Source organism: Vibrio toranzoniae (assembly GCF_024347655.1).
Taxonomy (GTDB): Bacteria; Pseudomonadota; Gammaproteobacteria; order Enterobacterales; family Vibrionaceae; genus Vibrio; species Vibrio toranzoniae.
This window is the reverse complement of the sequence record NZ_AP025514.1, coordinates 1069376-1087991: the sequence shown is the minus strand read 5'-3', so window position 1 is coordinate 1087991 and position 18616 is coordinate 1069376. Positions and strand designations below refer to the sequence as shown.

Here is an 18616-nt window from a genome sequence, read left to right as displayed (position 1 = left end):
AGCCGACAACGAGAACACTAGCTATTTATGGAAATGATTGAACCAACCATGTTGGTTATTCTTGCTCTGGTTGCATTTGCAGCTGGCTTTATTGATGCTGTAGCAGGCGGTGGTGGGATGTTAACCGTCCCCGCTTTGTTATCACTTGGCCTACCACCACACATTGCGCTGGGTACCAATAAGCTCGCTGCGACGTTTGCATCATCGACAGCGGCTTTTACGTATTACCGTAAGAAATTATTTAAACCTGAGTGCTGGGTCAACGCATTCATAGCAACGCTAATAGGTGCGACTATTGGCACATTAACCGTTGATGCAATCAGTACTGAATGGTTAGAGAAAGTCTTACCGCTCATTATTTTAGCGGCGGCGGTCTATACCATTTTCCACAAGACTCCAGACGTGAGCCACGATGTGTCTCCTAAACCGTGTCCGGTACTTAAAAGAAAACAAAAGTACCAAGGGTTCATTCTTGGGTTTTACGATGGTGTTGCAGGCCCAGGAACCGGCGCATTTTGGACCGTAAGTTCTATGGCACTTTACCGCCTGAATATCTTACTTGCTTCTGGCCTAGCTAAAGCAATGAACTTTACCAGTAACTTCACTTCTTTGGTAACTTTCGCCATTTTGGGTCATATTGATTGGGTTCTTGGTTTAACCATGGGTGTTTGCTTAATGGCAGGGGCATTTGTTGGTGCACACTCTGCGATTCGTTTTGGTGCGACGTTTATACGACCTGTCTTTGTGACTGTGGTCAGTGTTCTTGCCATTAAACTGGCTTACGAAGCGTGGTTTGTAAACTTATAGCCACCAGCAAACAGGAAGCAACATGAATCAGTTTTCAAAACTAAAAAGTGTTATTGACACCTTGATTGGCCATTGCTCTCAGGTCGATAAATCTCGTGGTGCTTACCATCAAGCACTGTTTGATCGAGCCTTGTTTAAGTGTGGTTCCTCTATTCTGCTTCCCTATGCACTCGAAACTCAGGCGACTTATAACACAATCATTCGTGAACAGAGCACCAATCAACTCACTTCATCACGAGCGAATTATCTAACTGAAAAGCTGACCAACCAGATTGCTGCGATTCAACGAGAGTTAGCCAACCACGATTTGCGTCTAGATAGAAAAAGTAAATCAGGGAAAAGTTTAAACGATTTATACAATGAACTTGCACAGCATCAAGATTGGCAAAAGCGGCTAGTCGATTTAGTTCAAGCACGAAAGTTAGCGTTTGATTCTGCGCCTCGTCACAGTAAGAAAAAAGCGGAAGAGGCTTGGCAGTTAGCAAAAGAACGATTAGAGCGCTGTGAAGACTCAATGAAAAATATTGAGAGACTGATTAACTTAGAGAACCCTAAGCGAAATGAACACTGATAACACACCATCACCACTGGATAACGCACCAGAAGAAGTTAAGTTGGCTGTCGACCTGATCTATCTGCTCGAAAGCAACGAAATCGATCCAAAAGTAGCGTTAGAAGCAATCAAAATTGTCCAGCAAGATTTACAAGCCAAACTAGCATCTAGCATCTAGCATCTAGCATCTAGCATTAAAATATACAGGATTCACATGTACCAACTTAGCTTTTCTATGCCAGAATTTCTTGAAAATTACTGGCATAAAAAACCAACCATCTTAAAAGGTGGCTTCCAAAACTTCGTCGACCCCATTTCGCCGGAAGAACTTGCTGGTTTATCGATGGAAGAAGAAGTGGATTCTCGCTTTGTTTCTAACCTCGACAACCAATGGACAGCAGAACATGGCCCTTTTTCTGAAGAAAAGTTTGGTGAACTCACTGAAAGCCATTGGCAATTGATTGTTCAAGCGGCGAACCACTGGCATCAAGGTGCACATCAGCTGACTGAAGCGTTCCAACAATTACCAAACTGGTTGTTCGACGACCTCATGATCTGCTATTCAGCACCTGAAGGCGGTGTAGGCCCTCACATTGATCAATACGATGTATTCATCATCCAAGGTCAAGGTAAGCGTCAATGGAAGGTTGGTGCGAAGGATATAGGTCAGTACACAGAATCCGTTCAAGCCTCTGCACTTCGTCAAATAGAAGGCTTTGAGCCAATCATTGACGAAATCTTAGAACCTGGCGATATCCTTTATATCCCACCAGGTTTCCCGCATGAAGGGAACACGTTAGAGCCGTCAATGAGCTACTCTATTGGCTATCGCTCCCCTAAAGAACAAGAGCTGATCAGCAACTTTGCCGACTTTGTACTTGCTCATGATATGGGTGACGTTCACCTGCATGATCCAGAGTTCAAAACGCAAGAAGGCTACGGCAAGATTCGCTCATCAGACTTAGATAACCTGACTGATATGTTGAAGTCAGCCTTGGAAGAACCAGAAACGATCAGTGATTTCATGGGTTGCTTGCTAAGCCAGTCACGCCACCAGCTTGATATCGTTGCACCTGAGCCTTTGTGGACTCAAGAAGAGATCGCTCAGCACTTAGAGTCTGAGGGCGAGATTCATCGTGTATCAGGCTTAAAAGCGCTCTACCATGAAAATGAAAGCAACACGGCTTACATCAATGGTGAAGTGGTTAAGGTTGACGAAGCTGACTCATCACTACTCAACATACTTTGCGATGAGGCCGTGATTAATTCAGCTGCCACTCTATCTCCTTCGGGCGTAACGATTGTGACTGAGTTAGTGAACAAAGGTTACTGGTTTATTGAAGACTAACTTCGCTAGCAGAGGTTTCGGCGGAAATTACTGAATTTTAGAAGCTAGAACGTTAGAGCAAACCTCAGAAGAAAAAAAAGGACAAATGAAATCTTCATTTGTCCTTTTTTAATTCACCTTTTTAATCAGTTCTAAACCACTAGACCTTAAACTGATTAACTAATTTCTGTTGCTGTTGAGACAGCTGATCAATTTCACTTCCGACTTGTTCAGACGCCGCAGCTTGCTCTAAAATCTTAGCACTCAAATCACGTATGTTAACCACGCTTTGATTCACTTCACCAGAAACGGATTGCTGCTCTTCTGCCGCTCTGACGATCTGATTGTTCATGTCACTGATCGCTTCTATCGAGGTAAAGATCGAACCAAGATCTTCAACCGCTTTTTGAACATGTAACGCGGTATCATTGGCGAGAATATTACCTTCTTGTATCGCCTCAACAACATCTTGAGTACCTGCGTGAACCTTATCGATAACCGCTCTGATTTCACCAACCGATGAATGCGTGCGACTTGCTAGGTTTCTCACCTCATCCGCAACAACCGCAAAACCTCGACCTTGCTCACCGGCCCTCGCCGCTTCAATCGCCGCATTCAGTGCTAATAAGTTAGTTTGCTCAGAAATCCCTTCAATGACACTTAAGATCTCGGTGATGTTTCCATTATTCTTTGCTAGCTCTTCAACAATAGGCACCGCGCTCGACATACGCTCCACCAGCTTTCTCATTTCACCGGCAGAAAGCTCGATAACTTCTTGGCCTTGTTGAGCAGAACGGTTAGCTTCGCTAGCCGCATCAACGGCCACTTCTGCGTTTTGTACCACCAAACCTGCTGTTTGAGTCATCTCTTCTGCCGCTGTTGCAACTAAATCCACTTCTTTGAATTGAGATTCGCTGCTTTCACGAGTGCTTGATGCGGATGCTTTCGCTTGGCCTGTTGTGCTCGCCACTTGCTCTGTAGTTAAAACCACTTCTTTGATTGTGTGCTGAAGCTTATCTAGGAACAGATTAAAGCCTTTCGATAGCTGACCTATTTCATCTTGAGATTTCACTTCTAAACGCTGCGTTAAATCACCTTCACCAGAAGCAATATCATTCAACCTCTCAACCACCTGTCGAATTGGCTTAACAATGGACAGTGAAGCAAATGCAATAATGGCCAAGCCAAATAGAGTAAAGAGAGTGCCTGCGATAACTTCTGTTTTGATACCTTGACTTAACTTAGTACTAATGATGGAATCCAACTGGTTTGCATCAGCGACGACACTCTCTCTTGGGATCTCGAATAGAACTCCCCAAGTTTGGTTAGCCGCTATAACAGGAGCAAATGCGAGTAACCACTCGTCGTTTTTGCTCCATTGCGTTGTCACTTCGCCACCAAAGATAAAGTCGGTCATCAAATCACTGTTCGTGTGGTCACTCTGGAAAGTCGAACCAACAGCAATACTAGAATCATCAGAAGCAATAACCGAACCGTCCAAACTAACGACATAAATAGCACCAGCACCATCAAACAAACTTTGATCAGATTGAGTGACTACATCCACTAAGCCATCAAGCCTTAGGTCTATCCCTAAGAAACCAATGGCTACATCATCGACTAAAATAGGCACAGAAATTGAGGAAGTCAGTAAGGTTTTACCACCGCTGTTTACAACTTTTGGTGTACTAATACACGTTTGCCCTGATGACAAAGGACAATAAAAACGCTCACTATTGCTATCATCGCTCAATGTTGATTCTGAGATCACGTTCGGCAAAACATTCTCACCGTTATCAGCCACCTTCCAATAAGGTGCGAAACGGCCTTTTTCGTTAGAGCCGACATAATCTGCATTCACATAGTTCGCGTCTTCACTATCAAGCAAATCTGGCTTAAAGACTAAGTACGCCCCTTGAATCGAATCAAAATTTAAAACTGAACGACGCACCATTTCATCCAATGCAGTACGAAGTTCTTCACTTGGGGTAAAGTTTTCATCCGCATTATTCTTTAGAAACAGAGCACTCGCCGCTAGCATCTCGGCGCGGTAAATAGCTTCGTCGATATAACGTTGCGTTTCTTGAGCATTGAGCTGAGAAACTGACGCCAACAACTGCTGAGTTTTGTTGATAACCGATTCTGAGCTTTGAGATTTGATGACTTGTTGATTGCTCGTCGCGTTGTAGATCGAGAAACCAATAAGAGACAGTGAAGTAATGAGTAGGCAACAACCTGCTAAGAGGGTTATTTTCCACTGTACCGATAGAGAGCGCATTGAATATCCTTATTTAAGCCAAAAGACTTCCTTAACCCTAACTCTCACATTGATAACTACCTGCATACAATGCTAATGAGGTTAGACGAATAGCTTAGCGGATAATTACAGCACAATTTGCAGACATATAAAACGAAAGTTTACATAAATGTTAATAAGTCGTGTTTTTGTCTTTTGTTACTGTGATTTCAAGAGCTTTCAGCTTGTCACGCCAAGTTAAATGATTGAAGCGAAAATGCCCAACTAACGGTGTTCGCAACTAAGATAGACGCAACTAGAGAGACGTTTAACCTGTCATCATTAATGGGAATGCTGTTTTATCAAGGCAACCTTTTTTATTTTCTACATCGTCACTCTGATAAAAACGGTTATATTTCACTCGGCTACTGAAACCTTTCTCCTTAAACTTCTTTTCGTCTGCACTTCAGGTTATGAATATTATGAATACCTCAAGTAGGTCATCGTAATTGTGATATTTCAAGGAAACCTATTCACCCTTTTTATCGTTAAACCGCACTAATTTCGGATTAGTTTTTATAATCCAAGTTATAGATTTTTATCTTGTCCAACTTCACATTTTTTGATTGCTAAGTCGCCACTCAAGTTCTAATATCTCGCGCCTAGATTCCCTAATCACTTTACTTATTTGGCTCTCCTTAATGGAGCGCTAAGGCTTTTTACGTCCTATTTTTTGGAGAGATACGCAAATGTCCGCCTCGTTTCCATTAGCGAAACTTACCTTTTTAATCGCAATTCTGACTGCCGTAGGTCAAATGACTCAAACGATGTATGTGCCTTCTATCGGTCATATGGCGGGTGAGTTCTTAGTATCAGCGTCTTCACTTCAAGCGGTGATGGCGTGTTACCTGATCCCTTATGGCCTGTCGCAATTTGTCTACGGCCCGCTTTCTGATCGTCTAGGTCGTAAACCAATCATCGTTGCTGGGTTAATCATCTATATCATTGGTACTTTGATGGCATTATTCGCTCATGAATATGACTGGTTCTTAGCAGGTAGCTTTATCCAAGGGTTGGGAATCGGTTGTGGTGGGGCGATGTCTCGTACATTGACTCGTGACTGTTTTGAAGGCGCAGAGCTGCACCGTGCAAACAGTTTAATCAGCATGTGTGTGATTTTCTCACCATTGATGGCGCCTGTATTGGGTGGTTATCTAACAGAAGTTTTCGGTTGGCGTTCTAGCTATCTATTCCTTGCGCTGTTTGGCATAGCCGTTGTGATCACCATGATGACGAGCATGATGGAAACCCTACCAAAAGAGCGACGCAAACATGAATCGGTGGTCAATAGCTACAAATTCGTTCTGTCCGACAAACGCTTCCAAGGTTTCTTACTGATATTGGTCGCAACATTTGCTGGAGTAGCCGTATTTGAAGCTGCGGCAGGCGTACTGCTTGGCGGCGTACTAGGCTTACCAGCGACCACAGTAAGCTTGTTGTTTGTCTTACCCATTCCGGGTTACTTAGTCGGTGCTGGCTTATCGAGTTACATCGCACAACGTCGCTCTGAGCGCCGCTCACTGAATGTTGGTCTAGTGGCGATCTTAGTAGGCTCAACCGTGGTATTGATTCCGGGCCTGTTTGGTCAAACGACAGCATTAACTCTGATTGGCGGTGCAACTATTTACTTCTTGGGCGCTGGCATCCTATTCCCAGCCGCAACAACAGGGGCGCTTTCGCCATTCCCATACCATGCAGGCACGGGAGGTGCTATTTTAGGTGGCATGCAGAACTTAGGAGCTGGTATCGCAACACTATTGGCATCGTTCTTCCCCGCTCAAGACCAACTGCCACTCGGTTGTTTGATGATTGTAATGTCATTTATCGTGATGCTTGGTTTACGTTGGGTCAATCGTAAACATGATCACTCAAACGAAATGCCGTTGGTAATCTAAAACTCAACCCTGCCCAAACAACGAAGAGGGACATACTGAAGAGTATGTCCCTTTTTTCACATTTATTTTTTCCTCTCTCACGAATCAGCAATTTCATTCAACATTACTTTGATTTTTTGAAAACAATAACAGAGACTTACGTTAAAAATATAAATCCAGAATCCAATATAAACAACATCACTGGAAGAAAACCAAGGTAACTAGAAAAAGGATGCTGGCATTAAAACGAGTAAGGAACACAATAAGGATATACAGATGCGTTTAGCTTTAACCACATTAGCCATATCATCGGTCGCACTTGTCGCCGGATGCAGCAATCAAGGAATACCAACCATGAACCACTACTCTCAATCGCAACTCATCGCTCAGCAAACACAAGCTCCTGTTGCTAAGAAAGTCCCTCATGCAATGACGATTCATGGTGATACCCGAATCGATGATTACTACTGGATGCGTGACGACGAACGCCAAGATCCAGAGATCTTGCACCACCTCGAGCAAGAGAATCAGTACGCCAACACTGTGCTCAAACACACTGAAGCATTGCAAGAACAGCTATTTGAGGAGATCAAAGGACGAATCGCCAAAGACGACAATTCGGTACCAGTTCGCAAAGGCAGCTACTACTACTCGAATGAAGTTACAGGTGACAACGAATACCCAGTTCACTTGCGTGAAAAAGACTTTTTAGGCACAGACAAGCAAGTCATCTTAGACGTTAACGAACTAGCAAAAGAACACGAATTCTTCAGTATTGGTGGCCTAACAATCAGCCCAGACGAAAACTTGTTGGCCTATGGCGAAGATACTCTGAGTCGCCGCATTTACACCATCAAGATTAAAGACCTCACCACTGGTGAATACCTAAAAGACGAAATAGAAGGTGCTTCGAGTGCTATCGCGTGGCAAAACGATAACCAAGCCTTTTACTACATTAAGAAAGATCCACAAACGCTGCTAGGTTATCAAGTTTACCGCCACGTATTAGGCACACCTCAAACAAGCGATGAGCTAATCTACGAAGAAACCGACAGCGCTTACTACACCTCTTTAAGTAAAAGCAAAGATGGTGAACAGGTCTACATTTGGCACTCGAGCACAGAAACCAGTGGTGTGTCAGTCATCGATGCCAACAACCCGAAGGCTAAAGCTGAAGCTTTTTACCCACGAGAAACGGGTATTGAGTACAGCATCGCTAAGCTAGGTGATTGGTATTACATCTACACCAACTACCAAGCAGTCAACTTCCGTTTAATGAAAGTCACAGCCGAAGACATGCATGACCGCTCAAAATGGGTCGATGTCATCGCAGCAGACGACAACACTCAACTTGTTGATTTCGAGTTCTTTGATGACCATCTTGTTTACGAGCAACGCGCGGATGGCTTGTCTACAGTAAAAGTTCGCCAACTCTCAACAGGCAACGAGTTCCCACTTGAATTTAACGACACCGCTTTCGCCGCTTACTTAACGAGTAACTATGAATTAGATAACTCAAAAGTTCGTATCTATTACAGCAGCTTAACCACGCCAGGTACTTACTATGATTTTGACCTCAGCACGGGTGAGTCTGAAATCAAAAAGCAAACACCAGTATTAGGTGACTTTGAAGCGGATAACTACCAATCAGAGCGAATTATGGTTACGGCTCGCGATGGTAAGCAAGTCCCTGTCTCTTTGGTGTATCGTAAAGATTTGTTCAAAAAAGACGGCACTAACCCAATCTACCAATACGGCTATGGGTCTTACGGCTCCACCATTGAACCGACCTTCAGCTCAACTCGTCTCAGCCTGCTTGATAGAGGCTTCGTTTTTGCGATCGCTCACATCCGCGGTTCAGAAATGCTAGGACGTCCTTGGTATGAAGACGGTAAAAAGCTGACCAAACAAAACACGTTCAATGACTTTATCGATGTAACCAAAGAGCTTGTTGAAGAAGGTTACGGCGCTAAAGATAAAGTATTTGCGGTGGGCGGTTCTGCTGGCGGTCTACTAATGGGGGCAATCATCAACCAAGCGCCAGAACTGTACCGTGGTATTGGTGCACATGTTCCGTTTGTAGACATTGTGACAACCATGCTTGATGAATCGATCCCTCTAACCACCAACGAGTATGACGAATGGGGCAACCCAAACGATAAAACCTACTACGATTACATGTTGGGTTACTCACCATACGACAATGTAAAAGTGCAAAGCTACCCGAACATGTTGGTGACAACAGGTCTCCATGACTCACAGGTGCAATACTTTGAGCCAATGAAGTGGGTGGCGAAGCTGCGTGAAATGAAAACAGACAACAATGTACTGGTGTTCAAAACCGATATGGAAGCCGGTCACGGCGGCGCTTCTGGTCGATTTAAGCGATTAAAAGAAAATGCTCTTGAATACGCCTTCTTTTTAGACTTACTAAAAACTCAGTAGACTCAGCGTAACTCTAGGTATTCACACAATTTAACGTCGCCATTTAGTCTCGACAAAATGGCGACAGAAATTATTAAGCATGGTTAAATACGATGAACCATGAAATCCACCAAATCAAAAATCTTTGAAAACTCGCAGTGACAAAGGTTTACGAGAGGTATAAAAACAAATGAAAGTAATTAGCTTCAACATCAACGGCCTAAGAGCCCGACTTCATCAACTGCAAGCTGTTATCGACAAACACCAACCGGACGTAATTGGTCTGCAAGAGATAAAAGTGCACGATGAAGCTTTCCCTATTGCTGATGTTGAAGCAATGGGCTACAAGGTTTACTTCCACGGTCAAAAAGCACACTACGGTGTGGCTATGTTGTGTAAGCAAGAGCCTATCTCTGTGCAGAAGGGGTTTCCAACAGACAATGAAGACCATCAAAAGCGCATGATCATGGCGACGTTTGAAGATGAAAATGGTGAAAAGGTTACTGTGCTAAATGGCTACTTCCCTCAAGGTGATAACATCAAGCACGAAACCAAATACCCGTACAAGCGTCAATTCTACAAAGATTTGATGACTTACCTAAACGATTACCACAACAAAGATGAACAAGTGATTGTGATGGGCGACATTAATATCAGCCCTATCGACGCTGATATCGGTATTGGTGAACCTAATGCGAAGCGTTGGCTGAAAACCGGTAAGTGTTCTTTCCAACCAGAAGAACGTGAATGGTTGAAAACATTGATGGATTGGGGTTTTGTGGATAGCTTCCGTTTATTGCACCCTGAAGTAAACGATCAATACTCGTGGTTCGATTACCGCTCGAAAGGTTTCGTAGACAACCGTGGCCTACGTATTGATGTAGTCCTAGCCACACAGAAACTTATAGATAAATGTACTGAAGCAGGCATCGACTACGAGCTGCGTGGTATTGAAAAACCGTCTGATCACGCACCAATTTGGTCGACGTTTAAATAGCTCAACGCAAACGAGTTTATCCATAAAAAAACGGCGCTATGAAAGCGCCGTTTGTTCAACTGAAATTATTGCTGTCTGCTTATTAGCTAAGCGGTCTTAGGTAAGCTAAGAAACGTTTTTCTGCGAATTTAAAAATCGCAATAATGATAAACGTCAACGCCATGTAGAAAAGACCCGCTGTTAGGAAAGACTCGAACGGAGCGTAGTAACGTGAGTTAACCAAACGCGCAGCACCCGTAAGATCCATAATCGTTACGATACCGGCTACCGCTGAACCGTGAAGCATGAAGATAACTTCGTTACTGTAAGCCGGTAGTGCGCGGCGTAGAGCGCTTGGCAGAATAATACGTCTATAAGTCTTCGCTGTACTCATGCCGTATGCTTTTGCCGCTTCAACTTCACCTTTTGGTAAGCCATTAATAGCACCGCGAATGATCTCTGCTGTATATGCTGATGTGTTAAGAATGAATGCCACCAGAGCACAGAACCAAGCGTTTTCCCACAATGTGTCTTTTACTGGGAAGAACTGGTCCATACCGTAGTAAATAAGATACAACTGCACCAATAACGGCGTACCACGAAAGAAATAGATGAATGACCAAGCAGGGGCATTAATCAGCATATTTGGGCTGTTGCGAGAGATAGCTAATGGTATGGCGACAAATAAGCCAATGATCAAAGCTAAGCAAACCATCCAAGCCGTTGTCCATAAACCACTAAGGTAAATCGGCAGGCTTTCAATTATCAATGAAAAGTCCATAACTACCTCGCGTGGATACTGAATTTACGTTCAACCAGCTTTAGCAAGCCCGTCGAAACACTGGTGAAGAATAGGAAGATAAGCGCCACTGTCATATAGAAGGTAAATGGCATTTTGGTTGAACCCGCGGCTAATGCGCTAACACGCACCATATCTTCTAAGCCGATAATGGAAACTAACGCGGTGGTTTTAAGTAATACCAACCAGTTGTTGCCAAAACCCGGTAAGGCGTGACGAATCATTTGTGGCAATAGAATACGACGGAATGCCAGTACAGGGCTCATGCCGTAAGCTTTCGCCGCTTCCATTTCACCGCTATCCACCGCCATGATCGCGCCACGGAATGTTTCTGCCATGTAAGCGCCAAAGATGAAGCCTATCGTTAAAACACCAGCAATAAATGGGCTGACATCAATATAATCGGGTAAGTAAGCGGTCCATTCATGGTTAGGATCACTTGATGTGAACCACTCATTGAGCCACTCATTGATGGAGTACAAACTGTTATTTAAAAGGATTTGTCCACCAAAGAAAATCAGCATCATCAATACGAGATCTGGAATGCCTCGAATGACGGTTGTGTAGAGGGTTGCGATGGCGCGAGCCCAACGATAGGGTGCAAGCTTTGCCAAAGCGCCTAGCATGCCAAGCGCCATAGCTAAAATCAGCGACAATAAAGCAACTTCGATTGTAAGCACCGCCCCTTTTAGGATCGACGCTTCATATCCTTGTAAATCAAACATAATGAATTCCAACAGAACTGCGAAAAGTTGGTAAGACAGGGAGAGGAGAACCTCTCCCTTAAGAAATGACGCTAGAGATTACTGACCGTATACGTCGTAGTTGAAGTATTTAGCCGCGATATCTTGATAGATGCCTTTTTCACGTAGTGAAAGGATTGCCGCATCTAATTGCTTAGTCAGATCTTTGTCTTGCTTACGTAAAGCAATACCAAAACCTTCGCCGAACCACTTAGGATCAGTTAGTGATGGACCAACGAATTCGTAGTCTTCACCACCCGCTTTGTTCAGCACGCCTTCTTCTAGAGCAGATGCATCACCGAGTACAGCAGCAACACGACCGTTTGCTAGATCAAGGTAAGCTTCGTCGAATGAACCGTAGCGAACGATCTCTACTGTGTCGCCATAGTTGTCTGTTAGGTATTTATCGTGAGTTGTTGCACGTTGAACGGCAATCTTTTGACCACTTAGATCATCAAAGTTAAGGCCTGCACCTTTTTTAGCGATGAACTTGTTTGGGATAAGTGCGTATTTACCAGTGAAGTCGATTTTTTTCTTACGTTCTTCCGTGATAGACATTGCGGCGATGATCGCATCATATTTACGAGCAAGTAGAGAAGGAATGATGCCATCCCAGTCTTGTGCAACGATCTTACACTGCACCTGCATTTCAGTACAAAGCGCGTTAGCCATATCGACATCGAAGCCTTTCAGTGAACCGTCAGCTTCTGTCCAGCTAAATGGAGGGTAAGCACCTTCAATACCAAAGCGTACTGTTTTCCATTCTTTTGCTTGAGCTACGCCCGTTGCAGCAGTTGCAGCAAGTGCCGCGACTAATAACCACTTTTTCATATCCCTACTCCTGTGATTTAGGTTTTTATGTTTTGCTAGTTTTAATATTGTGTTTGTTGTTGCTTATTAACTTACGTGTTGTGTTTCATTGTTCACACCGTTGCTATTTACCTTGGCAACGGTATTTCAATTCTGATTAGTAAATCGACGAGATAAATTGTTGTAAACGCTCAGATTCAGGCTCCGTAAACAGTTTTGCTGGATCGCCCTGTTCTTCCACTAGCCCTTGATGCAAAAACATTACGTGGTTTGATACATCACGAGCAAAAGCCATTTCATGTGTTACCACAAGCATGGTTCTTCCTTCTTCAGCCAAATCACGCATTACGCCAAGAACTTCACCAACTAACTCAGGATCGAGTGCCGATGTTGGTTCATCAAACAACATCACTTCGGGGTCGACCGCTAACGCTCGTGCAATCGCAGCGCGCTGTTGTTGCCCGCCGGATAAGTGTCCTGGGTAGTAGTCTTTACGCTCATACAGCCCTACTTTCTTCAATAGTAACTCTGCATTTTCAATCGCTTGTGCTTTAGGCACACCTAATACGTGAACAGGTGCTTCAATAACATTCTCGAGAACGGTCAGGTGAGACCATAGATTAAAACCTTGAAAAACCATTGCCAAACGAGAACGGATTCGCTGAACTTGTTTTTCATTGGTAGGAACAGAAACACCTTGACGATTATTTTTCATTTGAATTAATTCGCCATTAACCCAAATTTCGCCGGCGGTAGGTGTCTCTAAAAGATTGATACATCTAAGGAAAGTACTTTTACCCGATCCTGAAGATCCGATAATTGATACCACGTCGCCTTTATGCGCTGAAAGTGAAATTCCCTTTAAAACTTCATTTTGACCAAACGTTTTGTGTAGATCCTTTATGTCCAGCGCTGGTACATCTTTCATGCGCTTTCTCTCCCAAGTTTGTGAAAATGCAAGGTACTCCGACCTTTTCATGCGATACAAATTAGCACCACACGGATCAACATGCAACAAATTATTAACCTGGCAAATTCAGAATAAATAGCACTTCACACTGATTTATTATGCACTATGTAGCGTTTTACCCTCAATTTAATGAATGAGTTATATCAATAACTCGTAATGCCCTCTCTTACATTGTTTAAATAAAGTTAACCAAAATGAGATTGTCGTAACCTTATACTCGGTAAGGAAAACAAGTTATGTGACTAAGATGCTTTATTGCCGACAACATATAGCGCACACATAAATACACAAGTCATTACATAAATCACAATTATTATAAAGGGACTAGATTGTAAGAGTTTCGCTAATAAGCAGGACAAGCAGGTAGTAATTAAACAATCTAGTAAGTTTTAGGCACATCAACGAACGCTGTGGCAACAGAGTTTAAAGAAGATAGTAAACGTTAACTTGTGAAAACAAATTACATGATTCATCAATGGTACGTTAATGAATCGCTTCATTTTGTAGCTTTATTTCACATACACTCTTAAAGTGATCAAGATCAATCACCCTAAAGAGTAAGCTTGTTAAACTCCTCGACACACAATAAGGCATAAAAAAATGCCAAATGTTTCTTTTAACTTCACAGCATAATGCACATTAAAACTGCGCAACATAGTGCTAACAAGTTAAAACTAAGAAATAACGCAATTATGCGAAATTATAGAATTCAATCTTAGAATTACTAACACAAAAATATGAGGAATCTATGTCAGACGTTGTCAATAATGCGAACTCTGAAGTAGAAGAGAAAAGCTATAAAGAGCTACACCGACCTTCTTCTGAATTTGAGAGCCGCTCAGATTACCTAGACCACGAACTTCAAATCATGAAGCCTCGTCGTTTTGGCCTAAACCTTCCAGGCCGTGATTTCCGCTTTGAACTTGAAGACCTTGTTCCTGCACTTGCTGGCACCATTGGTATCATCGCAATGTACTCTGCAGTAATGATGTCTTGGGCTGATGGCCTCACTCAAGCTTGGGATCACGTAAACCTTGGTAAAGAATTTGCGATTGAAGTCGCTCGTGTAGAAATGCTTATCCCTGCACTGCTGTTCTGTATCCTTGCCTCTGGTTTCTTTAATCCAAAAGCCAACCTTGCCGGTAACCACGGCCCAATGATCCCTCTTATTGGTACCATCGCTCTAGCTGGTGCTCACCCTCTTGCATTGGCTATCCTTATCGGTATTTTCGGTCTAATCCTAAGCTTCCTAAAAGGCGGCTCCAAGCTCGTTAACCTGACTTCAGAAGGTACTGCTGGTGGCTTGCTCATTTTCTTAGGTCTAACCGGTACTATGAGCCAAATCAACTCAATTCAAGCATGGGCGGTTGGTCTTCAATCTTCTACTGTTGAAGCGGGTAGCATGGGTTACGTGGGTCTTATCGTTCTTGCTATTACTATTGCTATTTACGCTTTCCTAGCAAAAGTGAACAAGCGTTGGTTAGCTATCCCAGTCTGTGCGTTTACAGGCCTTGCTATTGCATTAGCACTAGGCGCTGGTTTCGATATCGTGTTCGAAACTGAAATGGGTATTCCAAACCTAAACCCAATTTACTGGTGGGGTTCGACTTCTGAAGGTTGGATGCTTGGCTTGCCAAACATTGAACACTTTATCGCTTCTTTACCGTTCGCAATTCTTGCAGTAGCAATGTGGTCACCTGATTTCTTAGGCCACCGTATCTTCCAAGAGTTGAACTACCCTAAACGTTCTGAAAAAGTTCTGATGGACGTAGATGACACAATGACTATGTGTTCAGTTCGTCAAATGGTTGGTACTGCAGTAGGTGGTGGTAACATCACTTCTTCTTGGGGTACTTATATGATCCCAGCTGCAATCGCTAAACGTCCCATTCCTGGTGGCGCAATCTTACTTGGTTCGCTATGTATTATTGTTGCGATTCTTGGTTTCCCGATGGATGTTGCGGTATGGCCACCTGTGATGCGTGTTGCGCTACTCGTCGGTGTATCTCTACCTCTACTGGAAGCGGGTATGCAAATGGTTAAAGATTCGAAAGATTCTCAAGCCGCTGGTATCTGTATCTTTGGTTCTGCAGTTGTTAACCCAGTATTAGCTTGGGCGTTAACTATGCTTCTTGATAACAACGGCCTAATTGGTGATAAAGAGCGTGCGAAGCGTCTATCATTTGTAGACAAAATTGTTATCCCAGTTGGCGTTTTAGTTATCTGTCTAGTAGCAATGCTTGCAGTTGGTATGCTAGAGAGTCAGTATGGCCTAACATCTTGGCTATAACCTCTTTTACTACACAAAAGTAGTATTAAGATTAAAAAAAAGTTTGGGTAGCAACCCCTGCTACTCAAATTTTTTCAACTTTTGTTGGTATTTATTGATTTAGTTTAAGGTTTACAGAAATTTTTTAGCGTAGTCTTGATTACATAGAGTTAAAGACAACATATAAAGAGTAGTGACAATATATATAATCATATGAAGCGAATATGCTCATACATATTGTTATTAATAAGAGTGTACTACCCTTACCAGGGGCACTGGCTCAACAGTGTTAATGTACGTGTTTTTTCTACTAAAAAGGTAGGTATGTCATGGCAGAGCAATTTGCTAAAGCTTGGGAAGATTTTGCTGCAGGTGAGTGGCAAAGCGAAGTAAACGTTCGTGATTTCATTCAAAAGAACTACACGCCGTATGAAGGCGACGAGTCTTTCCTAGTTTCTGAGGGTACTGAAGCAACTAACAAGCTTTGGTCTTCGGTAATGGAAGGTATCAAACAGGAAAACGCAACTAAGGCACCTGTAGATTTCGATACTTCTGTTATCTCTACCATCACTGCTCACGATGCAGGTTACATTGAGAAAGATCTTGAAACTATCGTTGGTCTACAAACTGAGAAACCACTAAAACGTGCCATCATCCCTAACGGTGGTGTACGTATGGTTGAAGGTTCTTGTAAAGCATACGGTGAAACTCTTGACCCAATGGTTTCAAAAATCTACTCAGAATACCGCAAAACACACAATGCTGGCGTTTTCGATATCTACACGCCTGATATCCTAAAATGTCGTAAGTCTGGTGTTCTGACTGGTCTTCCTGATGCATACGGCCGTGGTCGTATCATTGGTGACTACCGTCGCGTAGCTCTATACGGTATCGACTTCCTAATGAAAGACAAGCAAGCTCAATTTGCTTCTCTTCAAGAGCAATTCGAAAACGGCGAAAACCTAGCAGAAACAATGCAACTGCGTGAAGAAATCTCTGAGCAACATCGTGCTCTAGGTCAAATCAAGCAAATGGCAGCTAAATACGGTTTCGATATCTCTGAGCCAGCTCAAACTGCTCAAGAGGCTATCCAGTGGACTTACTTTGGCTACCTAGCTGCTGTTAAGTCTCAAAACGGTGCTGCAATGTCTCTAGGTCGTACTTCGACTTTCCTAGACATCTATATCGAGCGTGATATCGCTGCTGGCAAAATCACAGAAGACCAAGCTCAAGAAATGATCGACCACTTCGTAATGAAGCTACGTATGGTTCGTTTCCTACGTACTCCTGAGTACGATGAGCTATTCTCTGGCGACCCTATCTGGGCAACAGAGTCTATGGGTGGTATGGGCATCGACGGTCGTACGCTAGTAACGCGTTCGAACTTCCGTTTCCTTAACTCTCTATACACTATGGGTCCTTCTCCAGAGCCAAACATCACTGTTCTTTGGTCTGAGCAACTGCCTGACGGCTTCAAACGTTTCTGTGCGAAGGTATCTATCGATACTTCTTCTATCCAGTACGAAAATGATGACCTAATGCGTCCTGACCTTGATTCTGATGATTACGCAATCGCTTGTTGTGTATCTCCAATGATCGTTGGTAAGCAAATGCAGTTCTTCGGTGCTCGTGCTAACCTTGCGAAAACAATGCTTTACGCAATCAACGGCGGTATGGACGAAAAACTTAAGATGCAAGTTGGTCCTAAAGAAGCTCCAATGACTGACGCTGTTCTTGATTACGATAAAGTAATGGACCGTCTAGATCACTTCATGGACTGGTTAGCGAAGCAATACGTGACTGCACTAAACAGCATTCACTACATGCACGACAAGTACAGCTACGAAGCGTCTCTAATGGCTCTTCATGACCGTGACGTTCGTCGTACTATGGCTTGTGGTATTGCTGGTCTATCTGTTGCAGCTGACTCACTGTCTGCAATCAAATTCGCGACTGTTAAACCAATCCGCGACGAAGATGGCATCGCAACTGACTTTGAAATCGAAGGCGATTACCCTAAATACGGTAACAACGACTCTCGTGTAGATGACATTGCTTGTGAACTCGTTTCTACGTTCATGAACAAGATCCGTAAGCTTAAGACTTACCGTAACTCTATCCCTACACAGTCAGTTCTTACTATCACGTCTAACGTGGTATACGGTAAGAAAACAGGTAACACTCCAGACGGTCGTCGTGCTGGCGCTCCTTTCGCTCCTGGTGCTAACCCAATGCACGGTCGTGATGAGAAAGGCGCTGTAGCTTCACTAACGTCTGTCGGTAAACTACCGTTTGCTGACGCACAAGATGGTATCTCTTACACGTTCTCTATCGTGCCAAACGCACTAGGTAAAGAACAAGACAGCCAACGTGCTAACCTTGCAGGCCTAATGGATGGTTACTTCCACCACGAAGCTGGCATTGAAGGTGGTCAACACCTTAACGTTAACGTTCTTAACCGCGAAACTCTTGAAGACGCAGTTAAGCACCCTGAGAAATACCCTCAGCTAACGATTCGTGTTTCTGGTTACGCTGTACGCTTCAACTCTCTGACTACAGAGCAGCAAGCTGACGTAATCGCACGTACATTTACTGAGTCTCTATAAACATCAACGTTTAAACTGACCATTCAGTAATAATGAGCCTCGCCAATGTGCGAGGCTTTTTTTATATTCGATATAAATAGTACTGACCTCACCAATATCTCAAAGTGTTAGATTGAGCAGAAATCTCCCTTTCTATTCACTTTTTTTTCTATAGATTAACTC

Annotated in this window: 14 protein-coding genes; 9 read left to right on the top strand and 5 right to left on the bottom strand. The window is 43.3% G+C overall.

Translation table 11 applies throughout. The features are described 5' to 3' along the window. The first annotated feature begins 27 nt into the window (after positions 1-27). From OCU50_RS04850 to OCU50_RS04835, 4 genes are read left to right on the top strand one after another with little or no spacing between them, the layout of a single operon-like run. Positions 28-807, top strand: a complete 780-nt coding sequence (locus OCU50_RS04850) for a sulfite exporter TauE/SafE family protein (protein WP_017055023.1) — start codon at positions 28-30, stop codon at positions 805-807. 22 nt (positions 808-829) lie between these two features. Then, positions 830-1378: a primosomal replication protein gene (locus tag OCU50_RS04845; RefSeq protein WP_060467387.1), complete on the top strand. Its 549-nt coding sequence runs from the start codon at positions 830-832 to the stop codon at positions 1376-1378. Continuing rightward, positions 1368-1538 carry a pleiotropic regulatory protein RsmS gene (rsmS, locus tag OCU50_RS04840; protein WP_017055021.1) on the top strand — a complete coding sequence of 57 codons (171 nt, stop codon included), beginning with the start codon at positions 1368-1370 and terminating at the stop codon, positions 1536-1538. The genes OCU50_RS04845 and rsmS overlap by 11 nt, the downstream gene beginning before the upstream one ends. 36 nt (positions 1539-1574) lie before the next feature. Continuing rightward, a complete protein-coding gene (locus tag OCU50_RS04835; RefSeq protein WP_060467386.1) occupies positions 1575-2708 on the top strand; it encodes a ribosomal protein uL16 3-hydroxylase in 1134 nt (377 codons plus the stop codon). 139 nt (positions 2709-2847) lie between these two features. Here OCU50_RS04835 and OCU50_RS04830 read toward each other — a convergent pair whose 3' ends face one another. Beyond that, on the bottom strand, positions 2848-4965 hold the full coding sequence (locus OCU50_RS04830; protein WP_060467385.1) for a methyl-accepting chemotaxis protein: 2118 nt from the start codon (positions 4963-4965) through the stop codon (positions 2848-2850). Between the two features lie 707 nt (positions 4966-5672). Here OCU50_RS04830 and emrD point away from each other — a divergent pair. From emrD to xthA, 3 genes are all read left to right on the top strand, one after another. After that, positions 5673-6878, top strand: coding sequence for a multidrug efflux MFS transporter EmrD (gene emrD / locus OCU50_RS04825; RefSeq protein WP_060467384.1), 1206 nt, complete (start codon positions 5673-5675; stop codon positions 6876-6878). A gap of 333 nt (positions 6879-7211) precedes the next feature. Then, entirely contained in the window at positions 7212-9302 is a 2091-nt protein-coding gene (locus OCU50_RS04820; protein WP_060467383.1) for a S9 family peptidase, read from the top strand. Between the two features lie 169 nt (positions 9303-9471). Next, on the top strand, positions 9472-10278 hold the full coding sequence (gene xthA, locus OCU50_RS04815; RefSeq protein ID WP_060467382.1) for an exodeoxyribonuclease III: 807 nt from the start codon (positions 9472-9474) through the stop codon (positions 10276-10278). A gap of 82 nt (positions 10279-10360) precedes the next feature. Here xthA and OCU50_RS04810 read toward each other — a convergent pair whose 3' ends face one another. From OCU50_RS04810 to OCU50_RS04795, 4 genes are all read right to left on the bottom strand, one after another. Continuing rightward, the gene (locus tag OCU50_RS04810) at positions 10361-11038 is read right to left on the bottom strand and encodes an ABC transporter permease (protein ID WP_017055015.1); all 678 of its coding nucleotides are present in this window, start codon (positions 11036-11038) and stop codon (positions 10361-10363) included. A gap of 2 nt (positions 11039-11040) precedes the next feature. Further along, positions 11041-11781 (bottom strand): ABC transporter permease, encoded by a 741-nt coding sequence (locus OCU50_RS04805; protein WP_060467381.1) that lies wholly within the window; start codon positions 11779-11781, stop codon positions 11041-11043. 78 nt (positions 11782-11859) lie between these two features. Beyond that, positions 11860-12630, bottom strand: a complete 771-nt coding sequence (locus tag OCU50_RS04800) for an ABC transporter substrate-binding protein (RefSeq protein ID WP_010437364.1) — start codon at positions 12628-12630, stop codon at positions 11860-11862. Between the two features lie 136 nt (positions 12631-12766). Continuing rightward, complete coding sequence (locus OCU50_RS04795; RefSeq protein ID WP_017055012.1) at positions 12767-13537, bottom strand: ABC transporter ATP-binding protein; 771 nt, start codon at positions 13535-13537, stop codon at positions 12767-12769. A gap of 790 nt (positions 13538-14327) precedes the next feature. Here OCU50_RS04795 and OCU50_RS04790 point away from each other — a divergent pair. Next, positions 14328-15869, top strand: a complete 1542-nt coding sequence (locus OCU50_RS04790) for a DUF3360 family protein (RefSeq protein ID WP_060467380.1) — start codon at positions 14328-14330, stop codon at positions 15867-15869. 308 nt (positions 15870-16177) lie between these two features. Further along, positions 16178-18454 (top strand): formate C-acetyltransferase, encoded by a 2277-nt coding sequence (gene pflB, locus OCU50_RS04785; RefSeq protein ID WP_046222727.1) that lies wholly within the window; start codon positions 16178-16180, stop codon positions 18452-18454. Positions 18455-18616 lie beyond the last annotated feature (162 nt).

What these genes read in the sequence shown, in the direction of transcription:
- OCU50_RS04850 (WP_017055023.1), top strand. Translation starts at nt 28, where the DNA reads ATGGAAATGATTGAACCAACCATGTTGGTTATTCTTGCTCTGGTTGCA.
- OCU50_RS04845 (WP_060467387.1), top strand. Translation starts at nt 830, where the DNA reads ATGAATCAGTTTTCAAAACTAAAAAGTGTTATTGACACCTTGATTGGC.
- rsmS (WP_017055021.1), top strand. Translation starts at nt 1,368, where the DNA reads ATGAACACTGATAACACACCATCACCACTGGATAACGCACCAGAAGAA.
- OCU50_RS04835 (WP_060467386.1), top strand. Translation starts at nt 1,575, where the DNA reads ATGTACCAACTTAGCTTTTCTATGCCAGAATTTCTTGAAAATTACTGG.
- OCU50_RS04830 (WP_060467385.1), bottom strand. Translation starts at nt 4,965, where the DNA reads ATGCGCTCTCTATCGGTACAGTGGAAAATAACCCTCTTAGCAGGTTGT.
- emrD (WP_060467384.1), top strand. Translation starts at nt 5,673, where the DNA reads ATGTCCGCCTCGTTTCCATTAGCGAAACTTACCTTTTTAATCGCAATT.
- OCU50_RS04820 (WP_060467383.1), top strand. Translation starts at nt 7,212, where the DNA reads ATGAACCACTACTCTCAATCGCAACTCATCGCTCAGCAAACACAAGCT.
- xthA (WP_060467382.1), top strand. Translation starts at nt 9,472, where the DNA reads ATGAAAGTAATTAGCTTCAACATCAACGGCCTAAGAGCCCGACTTCAT.
- OCU50_RS04810 (WP_017055015.1), bottom strand. Translation starts at nt 11,038, where the DNA reads ATGGACTTTTCATTGATAATTGAAAGCCTGCCGATTTACCTTAGTGGT.
- OCU50_RS04805 (WP_060467381.1), bottom strand. Translation starts at nt 11,781, where the DNA reads ATGTTTGATTTACAAGGATATGAAGCGTCGATCCTAAAAGGGGCGGTG.
- OCU50_RS04800 (WP_010437364.1), bottom strand. Translation starts at nt 12,630, where the DNA reads ATGAAAAAGTGGTTATTAGTCGCGGCACTTGCTGCAACTGCTGCAACG.
- OCU50_RS04795 (WP_017055012.1), bottom strand. Translation starts at nt 13,537, where the DNA reads ATGAAAGATGTACCAGCGCTGGACATAAAGGATCTACACAAAACGTTT.
- OCU50_RS04790 (WP_060467380.1), top strand. Translation starts at nt 14,328, where the DNA reads ATGTCAGACGTTGTCAATAATGCGAACTCTGAAGTAGAAGAGAAAAGC.
- pflB (WP_046222727.1), top strand. Translation starts at nt 16,178, where the DNA reads ATGGCAGAGCAATTTGCTAAAGCTTGGGAAGATTTTGCTGCAGGTGAG.